This window comes from Collimonas sp. OK607 (assembly GCF_900111995.1).
GTDB lineage: Bacteria > Pseudomonadota > Gammaproteobacteria > Burkholderiales > Burkholderiaceae_D > Collimonas.
In genome coordinates this window covers 292020-302583 of record NZ_FOKF01000001.1, presented here as the reverse complement: position 1 = coordinate 302583, position 10564 = coordinate 292020, and the positions used below count along the sequence as shown (strand labels likewise).

Below are 10564 nucleotides of genomic sequence, written 5' to 3'. Positions count from 1 at the left end.
TTTGGCGCTGGGTTCTGTCGCGGCTTAGTCTGTGTTCTTCCCCTCCCTTGGCGTATTCCTCGGTCCGGGAATGTTGCCTCGTCGCCGCTGCTTTTGGTGGTCGGCGATCTCGGGCTGATTGTACTCTCTGTGCCTGCTTTTGCTGTTTTCGTTGTACGGCGGGTTTGTGCTTGCTTTTTTTTCGGATGGTTTTTGTGCGCATTGGGTCCATCAGTTTCGTTTCTAGCTCTTGCGTGGCTCCCGCTGATGGTTTTTGCGATCTCCAGTCTGGTTAGATGTTTTGGTTAGGGATTCATGACCTGGCGGCGTGCGCCATTTCTGCCGGCTGGCCGTGGCTCCGGCCGTGGTCGGCGTTTGTTTGGGGGGTGTTCTTTTGTGGGAACCATGGTGGTTTGGGTTAATGCAGCTGCGGTCGGGGCGATTTTGCTGGTGGTGTTGCTCCGGCGTTCTTTTTCAGAAATCTGTTTATCGCCGAGGTTTGATCCATTCTGCCGGTTGGCTTTTTTGGCCCTGCGACTGATCCGGTTGATTTTGTGCCATCTTCGCTGCGGGTTCGCTCCTCTGTCCGCTGGTTCTGGGTTGTTTTGTTTTTTGTTTGCGTCTCCTTTCTGTGTTGTTTTGTGGGTCGCTCTTGCTTTCGGGTTGTGCCTCGTTGTGCGTGTGGTTGCTTGCGTGTTGTGCTTGGCTTTTTTTTTTGGCGTTTTGCCTTTTTTTTGGGGGCTCGTTGCTGTTGGTTGGTGCGTTGATTGTGGGATTTGTTGTTTGGTGTATCGTTGTCTACGGTCTGGATTTGCGGTTTTTCGGTGGTTATGCGTTTGGTTCTGCTTCGGTTCTTGGGCTGCTGTTCTTTCTCGTTTTTCAGGTTGAGACCTGGCTGGTTGGGCGCTGGGTCGCGGTTTTCGGGGTATGTTTTTTTGTCGTGTTCGGTTTCTTTGGTGTGGTGCTGTGTTTCCTTTGGGTCCGGGAGGTGGTTTTGGTGTGTTTGGTTGTCAGCGCAGTTTGCGTTTTTTTCTTCTGGGCCGGTGAACGCTTGCCGGTAGGTTTCGTGATTCGCGTTTTGGTTCCCGCCCGGTTCGTGCTCGTGGTGGTTGTATGTTTCGCGGGGTCTTTCTTGTGCCAGTTGTTTATCGGTGCGGTCGCTGGTGTTTTTAGGGGTGATTCTTTTCTTGCTGCCTACAGGTTTCGGCGGTTGGTCTAACCTTCTGGCTCCGTCTTCGTTTGTCTGCCGGCTTGCTGCTGTTGTGTCGACATTATTTTCTTGTTTGTATTTTCGGTTTTTGTGCGTGCTCTTTCTTGGCTTCTTGTTCTTTGAAATGGGAGAGGCTTGCTTCTTGCTTCATTGGGGCCGCTCTAAATCTTTGATTGCGTGGCTCTCTGTCTGAGTTGTTGGTGTGCGGCGTCGGGCTTGTTCTTGAGGCCACGCGCAGTCTGGCTGTCTGTCCGGTTTCTGGCGGCGCCCGCGTGCTTGCTGTTGTTCGAGTGGTTTGGGACAAGAGTGTCGGTGCCTTGCTGGTGGTTGGGCATGCTGCGGTTGTGGGGCTTGTTCCTGCGGGCGTTTCTTGACGGCGGATGCTCCTTGTGGGCGTTTCGTGGGGTGTCCGTTTGGTGCGTGATCTTGTGGGTTCTTCGGTCCTGTGTGTGTTTCTTGCCGCGCCTGCTGGCTGATTTCTGGCGCTGCTGCGCGAATGTGGGTTTGGGCCTGTGCGTGTCTTGTCGGGCGGCATTGTTGTGGGGCTTGTTTGCCTCGGTGATCTGTTTGGCGGTCTTGTTTCGGCGGCGCGGTTCCTTCTGCATGATCTGGCGGGTTTTCTCGTGGGGCGCGTGGGTGTTGGTCTTTTGGTCTCTGGTTGCGGTGGCAGGCAATTTGCGGGTTGTGGTGTCGGGTGTGATGCTGGGTCGTTTTGTCTTTCGTGTTTGGTTTTTGGCTCCTTGTCGCTGGCTGCAGGAGCGTTTTGGCGGTGCCCTGGGGCGATTGTCTTTTGCCCTGGCAATCTTTCGTTTTGTCTTCGTCACGCGTGCGGTGCTCGGCTGTATTTGCCTTCGGTTCCTGTCTGTCGCTGTCTTTGGCTTGTGGGTGGACGTCGGCTCTGTTGTGTTGCTCGGTGTTGCGGGATTTTCTGTTCTGTTGACTTTGTATGTGGTGGCTGGTGAGACTGGGCTGCTGCGCCGGGTGTCGCTGTCGTTCGGGCCTTTTTTTCTGTGCGCTGGCGGGGAGTTGCTTGTCGCTTTTGCTTGTTTCAGCTTCCTTTGCTAGGGTGCTTTGCCTGGCTTTGCTTTTGGCGTCGTTTGTTCTTTAGCTTTTTTTGGGCGGCCGTGTCGCTTTTTATTTTGCCGGGGGGCCTTTGCTTTTGCTTCTGTGGACATGTTGCCGCGCATTTTGCCTATCTTTGGCGCCATGCAGTGTTTTGATGCTTGATTTCCTTCCGGCGGTGGATGCCGGTGTACATCGTCGTCCAGGTGTGGGTGATGGCGTGCTTGTGGGGATGTCGTTGTTTCGCTGTGCGGGCGATGGGTTGGCTGTGCATGCTCTGGACGTTGCGTATTGTTGGGCGCGCGCGGCGCTTCTGCTCGGGGGGCGGTTGCTGTCCTGCTACGTTCGCCTGGCCGTTCTTTATGGGCGGCCTGCCCTTTTGGCGGCGGCTTCGTGGTCGTTGCGGCTGGTTTTTGAGCGGGCTCGGGGTCTTTCTGTGTTCTTTTTCTGTCTGATTGGTTTCCTTTAGTCTGTTGGTTGCTTTGCCGGTTGGCATTCTTTGACTGCCCGGGTGGGTTGGTTTCTTTGTTATTTCGCTTTCCCGGCATTTTGTCTTGGGCTGGCATCAGTGCGCTCGGGAGATTCCTAAGCTGCGTCACTGCGCTTCTTCAAGGCCCTTGCTCGCGCTCCTTCCTCTCGTTGCTTCCGGTGTTTGTTGGGGATTGTCTGCCTGCGCTTTGGTGCATCGTGTTGGTCGCTCTATTGTTTGAGGGTGGGCCTGGTGCGCGGCTCCCGGCGGCGTTTTCTGTGTCTGTCTGTTTCGCTCTTCGCTTTGTTCCGGTCTGGTATGTTTTCGCTACTGGTTCCTTTGTGGTTCGGGCTGTTGTTCCGGTTGGCTGGGTTCGTTTTCTTTGCTGCTTCTTTTTGGGGGTGTCTTGTTTTTTTTCCTCTTGCATTTCTTGTGTTTTGTTGTTTTGTTGTTCTCCGTGTTTCTTCGGGTTGAACTTGCTGTATTGCTGTTTTCACTGTGGTGGCTTGGGTGTTGTTTTGTTCTGTTTTTTCGTGACGTTGTATTTCGGGTCATTTGTTGTCCAGTCGGAGTTGTTGGTGGTGTTGGCTTTATGGCCAGATTGGGGGCGATGTATGTTGGTATGCCGGACGCGCTGTTGGACCCTGTCGTTCGCGGTCGCGGGCTGTCGTTTTTTTCCTGCGCGCGGTTCTTTGTGGACGCGGTCGTGTTCGTTGATTCTTCTCTCTTTGTCGTCGTGTTGCTTGATGTGCTTTCGGTCTTCGGTGTGGCACTCGTCGTTGTGTGTGCGCGGTGTCTGGTCTCCGCCCTTGTATTGGGGCCGGATGGGGTTGGTGGTGATGTTCACCGGTATTTTGGGGGTGCCTTTTTTTTCGGTTTGCATGTCTTTCTTGTTGCTGAGCTTGGTCTTGCCGGGTCGGTGTTTGTCGTTGTTCGTTTTCGGCGTGTTCTTCGGCTCTTTGTTGTTGCATGTGTCTTGCCTGGTGCCCCGTTTCTGCCGGCTTGCGTTGTTGCGGGCGGGTCCGGTGGGTGTGCGCGTTTGGCTTTCCTTTATGGTTTCCTCTGGTTGTTTGTCGGGGATTTCCTTGCCCCAGGCTTTGGCCGGGGCGGTCGTGGCTTCCTAGTGCGACGAGCTGGTTTTGGGTTTCGTGCCTTTGCGTACGTGTGCGATGGGCCGTTGGGCGTTGGTGGACGTGCCGTTGTTTTCGGGGGACTTGGGCGCTGGCGAGCATGCGTTCGCGTTGTTGGTGGTCTCCTTCTTGCACATGTGTTTCGCCGCGCTGGCTTCGGTATTCTTCGAAGCGGCGTTTCTGTGCTTTGTGTTTGGGTCTTGGTGTTGGGTGTGGTCGGCTTCGCAATAGCGGCGCATGCGAGTGGTTTCCATGGTTGCTTCGTTCTTGTTTGGCCTTGGCCCGCCCGTTTTCGAGGTCCCTGTCACCCGCGCAGTGTGTTGTGATTGTGTTGGTCGGGTCGTGTCGGTGGTGTGGCGTTCTTCTTGTGGCTGGTGTGGGACTGGTCCTGTGTTTCTCTCGGTTTGCCTATTGTTGTGGTCGCGGCGCGGCTTGTTGTCGCTGCCTTTGCGCCCGCCGTTGGCGGTTCCTGTGGTGGTTTTGGTTGTTGTGTTCCTTGTTGTGGCTGGTTGTGCTTGGTCTGTTGCTCGTCGCTGGTTTTAGCTCTGGCCTTTTGCTGTTGTCGCTGGCAATGGTGGTGCGGGTCGTGTTTCTGGCGTTGGTATGGCTGTGGGCCGCTTTGTTTGTTGTGGTGCGTTGTGGGGCCGTTTTCCGCATTGCTTCCCTTCTTGCTACGCTTGTTGGTGGCGGCGCTGGGCTCGGTCGTTTGCCTTTTGCTGTGGTTCGGCGTGCGTTCGGTTGGGCCTTTTCGTTGCTGCGGCTGGCTTGGTTGCTGGGCGTGGTTTTCTTTGTTCTTGCTTTTCTCCATGTGTTGGGTTTCCGCTTTTGGTGGTTGGCTGATTGCTCCCGCTCCGTTTGGCGCGTTTTTGCTGGCGGGGTTTCATTTGGGTTGGCACTGCCGGCTTTCCTGTTGGGGTTTTGGGTGGGGTTATTCTGCTGGGGTGCGGTTTTTTCCGCGGTTCGGCGGTCTGTGTCCCTGTCGTTTCCGCTGGCGTTTGGTTCCAGCCGTTTGCTGTTTGTGCTTGTGCTGCTCGGGGTCGGGTGTCTGGGTTTTTATTATCTCTAGTCGGGCGCACGAGTTTTTGCACTGGCTCTGTTTCTTCTTTTGTGCCTTGTGCGGCCGTTCTGCCGCCGCTGGCATCTTTTGCGTTCTTGGCGTTGCTGCTGCTGGTCTTGCTGGCCGCGTTGGTCTGCGGTTTTTTGTTGTATGTTTTGTGTGCTGGCTGGGTGTTCTTGCTGCGTCTGCTGGTGTTGTTGATGTGGTCCTTTTGGGTGGGGTTGCTGGTGGGGATGGGGCTGTTGTTGTCTGGGTTTCCTTTGTTGGGTTTGCCGTGCTTGTGTGTGGCGCTGGGCGGCACTTCCTTGCTTTTGATTTCTGTCTTGCGGGAGGATGCGACGTGGCTGTGCGCCCCTGTTGTGTTCTTGCTGTGTTGGGGCTTGGTCGTCGTTATGCGTGTTTTTTCGTTTAGGGTCGTTGTCGGGGATGCTTTGTTGCCGGCGGCGTCGGATCGCGCTTTGGTGTGCGTGGATCTTTCGGTGTGCCTTGCCGGCCTGGTGGCTTCGGCCCGGGGGTTGTTGATTGTCATGGCAGCTGTCCCCTGGGTTTCTTCGCGTGTGCGTACGCGGCTGTTGCAGATGCTGCCTTTGGCTGGCTGGTTGGTTGGGTAATGTTTGGTTTTGTGTTTTTTCTTGTTCAGCTGCTTGTCGGCTTCGTAGCTGTTGGGCACTTTGGGTCGCGTGGTTGCGCTTGTCGTGTCGTGGGATTCGCGCTTGTTGTTGGTGGGGGGCGTGCGCGGCTTGATGGGCTGGTCGGAGGTGTCCATCTTCCTGCTGCCTGGCGTGCTGTGGGCCGGTTTCGGGGTTTTGGTGTTGGTCTTTGTTGTGGTGTCGGAGGGTGTAGTTGTGGGTGGCGGTTCCCGTCTGGGTCGTTCGGTTTTGGGCGGGCTGCGGGGTGAGGTGGATGCCAGTTTGCGTAAAGTGACGCAACTGGTCGACGAGATCAACCGCAAATGGCCCTTCGCCCGCAATACGGAGCTCAAACTGCCATGAAGATATCGACCGTCTTATTGTCCATCTTGCCGGCTGCACTCCTGATTGCCTGCAGCAGCAAACCGCCGGCACCCGAATGGCAAGGCAATGCCTATGGTTCCATGCAAAGTTTTTCCTCAGCCTATCTCAGCGGTAATACACGTGTCGCCGACCTGGAGTTTGCGCGCGCCCGCGATGCCGTCGCCAGTACCGGCCGTGCCGATCTGGTGGCGCGGGTTGAACTGACGCGCTGCGCCACGCGTGCGGCCAGCCTGGAGTTTGACAACTGCGCCGGGTTCCAGCCCCTGGCGCAGGATGCCGATGCTGGCGAACGCAGTTATGCCGCTTACCTGAATGGCCGTTGGCAAGGCCTGGATGCCGGTTTGCTGCCACCTCACCATAGAGCAGTAGTCAGTAGCGGCAGCATAGGCGATATCCAAGACCCGCTGGCGCGCCTGGTAGCGGCCGCAGCACTGTTGCAAAGCGGACGCCTGACGCCGGCCGATATCGGCAACGCTACCGAAACCGCCTCCGCCCAGGGCTGGCGCCGTCCGCTGCTAGCCTGGCTAGGAGTGCAACTGCAGCGTGCCCGAGCCGCCAACGACAGCGAAGCGCAAACCCGGATTCAGCGTCGCATGGATCTGGTGGTTAAGCCACAATCTTAAGCCGCTATCTTGATGCCGTTCTGAATCGTTCAAACTACGGCGGTGGCGTCAACGCCGCACAACATCGCGCGGATCGCGCACGGTCCACGAAGGTGCGCACACATCCGCCACGCCGACGGTGCCATGGGCCCAGGCAATCAGCGGCCAGCCGCCAGCTGGAGGCGTGCCCTTAGGCAGTTGCAAATCGCCGGAAACATAGATCGCGGTTTTACCGTCGTCGCCGTCGGTCGAGCTATACAGGATGCGGATGCCTTGCACGGCGTTGGGCAGCACCAGGTTGGCCGGCAGCGCTTCCTGCCGCAGCAAAATACCTGGCGTAGCAGGAATCTCCTGGCTCCACTGGTAAAACGACGACACGCCGCCATCGGCGGTAAACATTTTCGGTTGCGACGTCAGTCTGCCATCGCTACCGCCACCGCAGGCGCTAAGCGCCAAACCAGATAATGTGACAGCAAAAAATGTCGAAAGACGGCTGAACTGGGTAAGGCGCATGACTTTTGTCTCCTCATTTATTTTTTATGTAAATTGATCTGAGTTCAAAGGTACAGTTGCCTTTATGCATCACTAATACATCAATATTTACCGGGATTACTTTACCCAATCCGGATCACCGCAGCGACTCCTGTTGCAGCCAGTCGCAAAAATGCTTGATCAGGGGCACATCGGCTTGATGGCGCGCCACTATCCACCAATAACTCCTGGCGCGAATAACCGGCTCGGCTAACGGGATTACCAGACGGCCGCTGGCTAGTTCATCGGTAATCAGCGGTAACGGCCCCAGTACAACGCCAAGCCCGTCAATGGCTGCCTGCAAGGCGAGATAAAAATGGTCGAACGATTGTTTTTTCTTGCATAAGGCCGGCACCACATCGGCTTCCGTCAACCATTTCGACCAAGCCTCGGGCCGGGTATCCGAATGCAGCAAGGTGTGCGCGACGAGATCGCTGGCTACCCGGATAGGCGCGCGCGCCAGCAGCGCCGGACTGCAAACCGGCAACTCGCTTTCTTCCAGGAATTCGCCGCTCACGCAATTCGGCCAGTGGCCGGGGCCGCGTCGAATCGCAACGTCGAACAGTTCACCAGCTTCGCCCAAAGGCTGTAGCGAGGTGGAGGTAGACAATTTCAGTTCAACTCCCGGATACAAACGCTGGAACCCGCTCAGGCGCGGTAACAGCCAACGCATGGCGAAGGTCGACAAAGCGTTGATGTGCAACACCCGCACCGTGCCGGATTCGCGCAGCAGTTTGGTGGCTGTCGCGATATTGTCGAAAGCCGCTTGCACCGTGACCAGATAGCGCCGGCCATCGTCACTCAACTGCACACGCTTACCGAGACGATGGAACACCTGCATGCCCAGCCAGGCTTCCAGCACCGCCACCTGGCGGCTCACTGCACCATGCGTCACATGCAATTCTTCAGCTGCTGCCGAAAAATTTTCAAAACGCGCAGCGACTTCAAATGCGCGCAACGCTTGCAAAGGAGGGAGTTTTCTAGACATGCTTGTGATTATAAGTCACAACAGCGATGTAAAAAAGTCGATTTGTATGGTCCCTGAATTTCTGTAACATGCGTCTATCGAATCAATATTCATCGACTTTTCCCACACAATGTCAGATTTCATCGGCAACTCTCGGGAAAATGCCCAAACGTGCGACCTTGTGATAAATCCTAGGAGATAACATGGATACAACTACAGATATTTGGGACGCCAAACAATATATGCATTTTGGCAACGAACGTTTGCGCCCGGCCCTCGATTTGCTGGCTTACGTCCCTGAGCAGGAACCACAGCGGGTGGTCGATCTCGGTTGCGGTACCGGTAACGTGTCGGCTTTGTTAAAGGCGCGCTGGCCAGACGCTGACGTGCTTGGCGTCGACGGTTCGGAAAACATGCTGGCCGCCGCAGCAGCAGCGGTCCCGGACTGCCGCTTTGAGCGTGCCGATCTTGCGCATTGGCAGCCCGATGGAATGCTGGATCTGATTTATTCCAATGCAACGCTGCAATGGCTGCCAGACCACCCCACCCTGTTACCGCGCCTACTGTCGTTCTTACGCCCAGACGCCTGGCTGGCGCTGCAGATGCCGGCCATGCACGATGCTCCCTTGCGGCAGATGCAGGCTGAAATAGCCAGATCGCCATCGTTTGCGCCCTATCTACGGGGCGTGCCGCAGCAACCGTCGATTCTGACAGCTGAAAACTATTACGACCTGCTGTGTCCGCGCACCTGCAAGCTCGACATCTGGGAAACCACCTACCTGCATACCTTGCGTGGCGAGGACGCCGTCGTGGAATGGGCCGCAGGCACCAGTTTGCGGCCTTACCTGGACGCGTTGCCTGAGGATAAACGGCCAGCCTTCCGCGCCGCCTACGCGGAAGCAATGCGTGAGGCATATCCACAACGCGAGAATGGCGTCACACTATTGCCGTTCAAAAGATTGTTTATCGTTGCCAATGTTTAAGCCATGACTGCTCTATGACCACAGAATCCATCGCCACCGTCGAAAATAGTGCGAGCAAGGTGCCGCCCCCCCTGCCATCCACCCGCGAATTATTCGTCGGCTTCCTGACGCTGGGAATGATCGGCTTCGGCGGCGTGCTGCCACTGGCGCGCCGCATGATCGTTGAGCAGCGACGCTGGCTGACCTCCGCGCAATTCACCGACATGCTTGGCTTGTGCCAGTGCCTGCCGGGCGGCAACATCATCAACCTGTCGGTAGCGATAGGCCTGCATTTCCGCGGCGTGGCCGGCGCCCTGGCTTCGTTGCTAGGGTTGATTGCAGCGCCATCGGCCGTTGTGATTGCACTCGGCGTCATCTACCAGCATTTCCAGGACAATCTCTCGGTACAGCACCTGTTTGCAGGCCTCGCCGCTGCAGCTTCCGGCCTGTTGATCGCGATGGCGTTGAAAATGCTGATGCCGATCTTGAAAAAACCGCTGCCACTGCTGATTGCATGCTTGTTCTTTGTCTCGATCGGCTTGCTGCGCCTGCCTTTGCTGCCGACCATGCTAATACTGGCGCCGCTTAGCATCATCGCTATCTGGAAGTTGCCGTCATGAGCGATACCCTGCTTGCCCTTGCCACGATTTTCAGTCAATTGTCGTTGCTGGCGTTTGGCGGCGGCAACACCATCTTGCCGGAAATGCAACGCCAGGTGGTCGACATCCATCACTGGATGTCGCCACAAGAATTCAGCGCCATGTTCGCCCTGGCACAAGCCGCGCCGGGGCCGAACATGATGGTGGTGACGCTGGTCGGCTGGCATGTTGCCGGCTGGCCCGGCGTCCTGGTCACCAGCCTGGCGAAATTCGGTCCCTCGTCGATACTTACCGGGGTGATCCTGCATCTCTGGCAACGGTTCAAGGACAAACCCTGGCGGGCCACAATACAGGTTGGCATGGTGCCGATGACAGTGGGCCTGGTGGGCGCCAGCGCAGCCCTGATCACAGAAGCCTCGACCCGCACCTGGGGGCTGGCGGTCATCGCCGCAGTTTGTGCTCTGATTGCCTACAAAAGCAAAGTGCATCCACTATGGATTCTGGCAGCCGGGGCATTGCTAGGCTTGAGCGGGATAGGTCAGGTATAGTCATGGCTACATGCTATTGCCATCTCTTAAGTCCACACTCAAGCACCTATGCAAATTTCCGGCATCCACCATGTAGCCATCATCGCCTCGGATTACCAGCGTTCCAAGCGGTTTTACACCAAGTTGCTGGGCCTGGCCATTGTTGCCGAAACCTATAGGGAACAGCGCGACTCCTACAAACTCGACCTGTGCACCCCGGACGGCGTGCAGATAGAGCTATTTTCCTTCCCGTCGTCGCCGCCTCGCGTGAGCCGGCCGGAAGCCTGCGGCTTGCGCCACCTGGCGTTTCGCGTGCCCGATGTGGCTGCCGCCGTACAAGAATTGCGCGATCAGGGTATCGCGGTGGAAGACATCCGGATCGACGAGTTCACCGGCAAGCGCTTCACTTTTTTCGCCGATCCCGATGCCTTGCCGCTGGAACTGTATGAGCAATAA

General features: G+C 56.7%; 13 protein-coding genes. 8 read left to right on the top strand and 5 right to left on the bottom strand.

Translation table 11 applies throughout. The features are described from left to right. The first annotated feature begins 724 nt into the window (after window positions 1-724). The gene (locus tag BM029_RS01455) at window positions 725-1198 is read left to right on the top strand and encodes a hypothetical protein (RefSeq protein WP_092431926.1); all 474 of its coding nucleotides are present in this window, start codon (window positions 725-727) and stop codon (window positions 1196-1198) included. Window positions 1199-1645: 447 nt separating this feature from the next. Then, window positions 1646-2254, top strand: coding sequence for a hypothetical protein (locus BM029_RS01445; protein WP_139217174.1), 609 nt, complete (start codon window positions 1646-1648; stop codon window positions 2252-2254). Here the strand turns inward: BM029_RS01445 and BM029_RS25510 are convergent. The 3 genes from BM029_RS25510 to BM029_RS26185 all read right to left on the bottom strand — a co-directional run bounded on the left by BM029_RS25510 (window position 2251) and on the right by BM029_RS26185 (window position 5673). Next, window positions 2251-2817 (bottom strand): hypothetical protein, encoded by a 567-nt coding sequence (locus tag BM029_RS25510; RefSeq protein WP_139217172.1) that lies wholly within the window; start codon window positions 2815-2817, stop codon window positions 2251-2253. The genes BM029_RS01445 and BM029_RS25510 overlap by 4 nt on opposite strands. A gap of 396 nt (window positions 2818-3213) precedes the next feature. Continuing rightward, entirely contained in the window at window positions 3214-3603 is a 390-nt protein-coding gene (locus tag BM029_RS01435; RefSeq protein WP_092431919.1) for a hypothetical protein, read from the bottom strand. A 918-nt stretch (window positions 3604-4521) separates the two neighbouring features. Then, window positions 4522-5673 (bottom strand): hypothetical protein, encoded by a 1152-nt coding sequence (locus BM029_RS26185; protein ID WP_139217170.1) that lies wholly within the window; start codon window positions 5671-5673, stop codon window positions 4522-4524. Here BM029_RS26185 and BM029_RS01415 point away from each other — a divergent pair. Together BM029_RS01415 and BM029_RS01410 are read left to right on the top strand one after the other, a co-directional pair. After that, window positions 5666-5899, top strand: coding sequence for a hypothetical protein (locus BM029_RS01415; RefSeq protein WP_139217168.1), 234 nt, complete (start codon window positions 5666-5668; stop codon window positions 5897-5899). The two genes, BM029_RS26185 and BM029_RS01415, sit on opposite strands and share 8 nt — an antisense overlap. Beyond that, window positions 5896-6543 carry a hypothetical protein gene (locus BM029_RS01410; protein ID WP_244544848.1) on the top strand — a complete coding sequence of 216 codons (648 nt, stop codon included), beginning with the start codon at window positions 5896-5898 and terminating at the stop codon, window positions 6541-6543. Before BM029_RS01415 ends, BM029_RS01410 begins: the two co-directional genes overlap by 4 nt. Before the next feature lie 48 nt (window positions 6544-6591). On the opposite strand, the gene BM029_RS01405 is transcribed toward BM029_RS01410, so the two are convergent. Both BM029_RS01405 and BM029_RS01400 read right to left on the bottom strand, forming a co-directional pair. Then, window positions 6592-7035: a hypothetical protein gene (locus BM029_RS01405; RefSeq protein WP_092431910.1), complete on the bottom strand. Its 444-nt coding sequence runs from the start codon at window positions 7033-7035 to the stop codon at window positions 6592-6594. Window positions 7036-7150: 115 nt separating this feature from the next. Further along, a complete protein-coding gene (locus BM029_RS01400; RefSeq protein ID WP_092431907.1) occupies window positions 7151-8041 on the bottom strand; it encodes a transcriptional regulator GcvA in 891 nt (296 codons plus the stop codon). 182 nt (window positions 8042-8223) lie between these two features. On the opposite strand from BM029_RS01400, the gene tam reads away from it, so the two are divergent. Genes tam through BM029_RS01380 form a run of 4 tightly spaced genes read left to right on the top strand, consistent with a single transcriptional unit; the run spans window position 8224 to window position 10564 of the window. Continuing rightward, window positions 8224-9003 (top strand): trans-aconitate 2-methyltransferase, encoded by a 780-nt coding sequence (tam, locus tag BM029_RS01395; protein ID WP_092431906.1) that lies wholly within the window; start codon window positions 8224-8226, stop codon window positions 9001-9003. Window positions 9004-9017: 14 nt separating this feature from the next. Then, on the top strand, window positions 9018-9602 hold the full coding sequence (locus BM029_RS01390; RefSeq protein WP_092431904.1) for a chromate transporter: 585 nt from the start codon (window positions 9018-9020) through the stop codon (window positions 9600-9602). Further along, complete coding sequence (locus BM029_RS01385) at window positions 9599-10129, top strand: chromate transporter (RefSeq protein WP_092431903.1); 531 nt, start codon at window positions 9599-9601, stop codon at window positions 10127-10129. The genes BM029_RS01390 and BM029_RS01385 overlap by 4 nt, the downstream gene beginning before the upstream one ends. Window positions 10130-10177: 48 nt before the next feature. Continuing rightward, window positions 10178-10564, top strand: coding sequence for an SMU1112c/YaeR family gloxylase I-like metalloprotein (locus BM029_RS01380; RefSeq protein ID WP_092431901.1), 387 nt, complete (start codon window positions 10178-10180; stop codon window positions 10562-10564).

Excerpts from the sequence above, each read along its gene's own strand:
- BM029_RS01380 (WP_092431901.1), top strand. The coding sequence starts at position 10,178 with ATGCAAATTTCCGGCATCCACCATGTAGCCATCATCGCCTCGGATTAC.
- BM029_RS01390 (WP_092431904.1), top strand. The coding sequence starts at position 9,018 with ATGACCACAGAATCCATCGCCACCGTCGAAAATAGTGCGAGCAAGGTG.
- BM029_RS01435 (WP_092431919.1), bottom strand. The coding sequence starts at position 3,603 with ATGCAAACCGAAAAAAAAGGCACCCCCAAAATACCGGTGAACATCACC.
- BM029_RS01410 (WP_244544848.1), top strand. The coding sequence starts at position 5,896 with ATGAAGATATCGACCGTCTTATTGTCCATCTTGCCGGCTGCACTCCTG.
- BM029_RS01385 (WP_092431903.1), top strand. The coding sequence starts at position 9,599 with ATGAGCGATACCCTGCTTGCCCTTGCCACGATTTTCAGTCAATTGTCG.
- BM029_RS26185 (WP_139217170.1), bottom strand. The coding sequence starts at position 5,673 with ATGGACACCTCCGACCAGCCCATCAAGCCGCGCACGCCCCCCACCAAC.
- BM029_RS01405 (WP_092431910.1), bottom strand. The coding sequence starts at position 7,035 with ATGCGCCTTACCCAGTTCAGCCGTCTTTCGACATTTTTTGCTGTCACA.
- tam (WP_092431906.1), top strand. The coding sequence starts at position 8,224 with ATGGATACAACTACAGATATTTGGGACGCCAAACAATATATGCATTTT.
- BM029_RS25510 (WP_139217172.1), bottom strand. The coding sequence starts at position 2,817 with ATGCCAGCCCAAGACAAAATGCCGGGAAAGCGAAATAACAAAGAAACC.
- BM029_RS01400 (WP_092431907.1), bottom strand. The coding sequence starts at position 8,041 with ATGTCTAGAAAACTCCCTCCTTTGCAAGCGTTGCGCGCATTTGAAGTC.